This window comes from Rhizobium sp. SVR5-9E, from assembly GCF_056755095.1.
Genome location: NZ_JBNDHS010000742.1, coordinates 1 through 236 on the forward strand (window position 1 = coordinate 1; position 236 = coordinate 236).

The window sequence follows — 236 nt, forward strand, 5'->3', positions numbered from 1 at the left end:
GGCCGAGTTCGGTCGCTCCGGTAAAGACGCCTGCGCCGACGAGCGCCGCCGTAATGTAGATCTCGGGCATGAGAAGCACCGAGGGTTCGTTGGCCATCAGATCGCGCAGGATGCCCCCGCAGGTTGCCGTCAATGTGCCGGTGACGAGTGCGATCGTCGGCACGCCGGTCGCCGCGAGGCCCTTGGCCGCACCCATGACGCAACAGGCGGAAAGACCTACCGCATCGAGCCAGATG

Annotated in this window: 1 protein-coding gene; it reads right to left on the reverse strand. The window is 66.1% G+C overall.

Annotated features, from left to right (window positions below; genetic code table 11):
- A partial coding sequence (locus ACPYOJ_RS36800; RefSeq protein ID WP_481420606.1) for a trimeric intracellular cation channel family protein occupies positions 1–236 on the reverse strand: 236 nt, incomplete at both ends.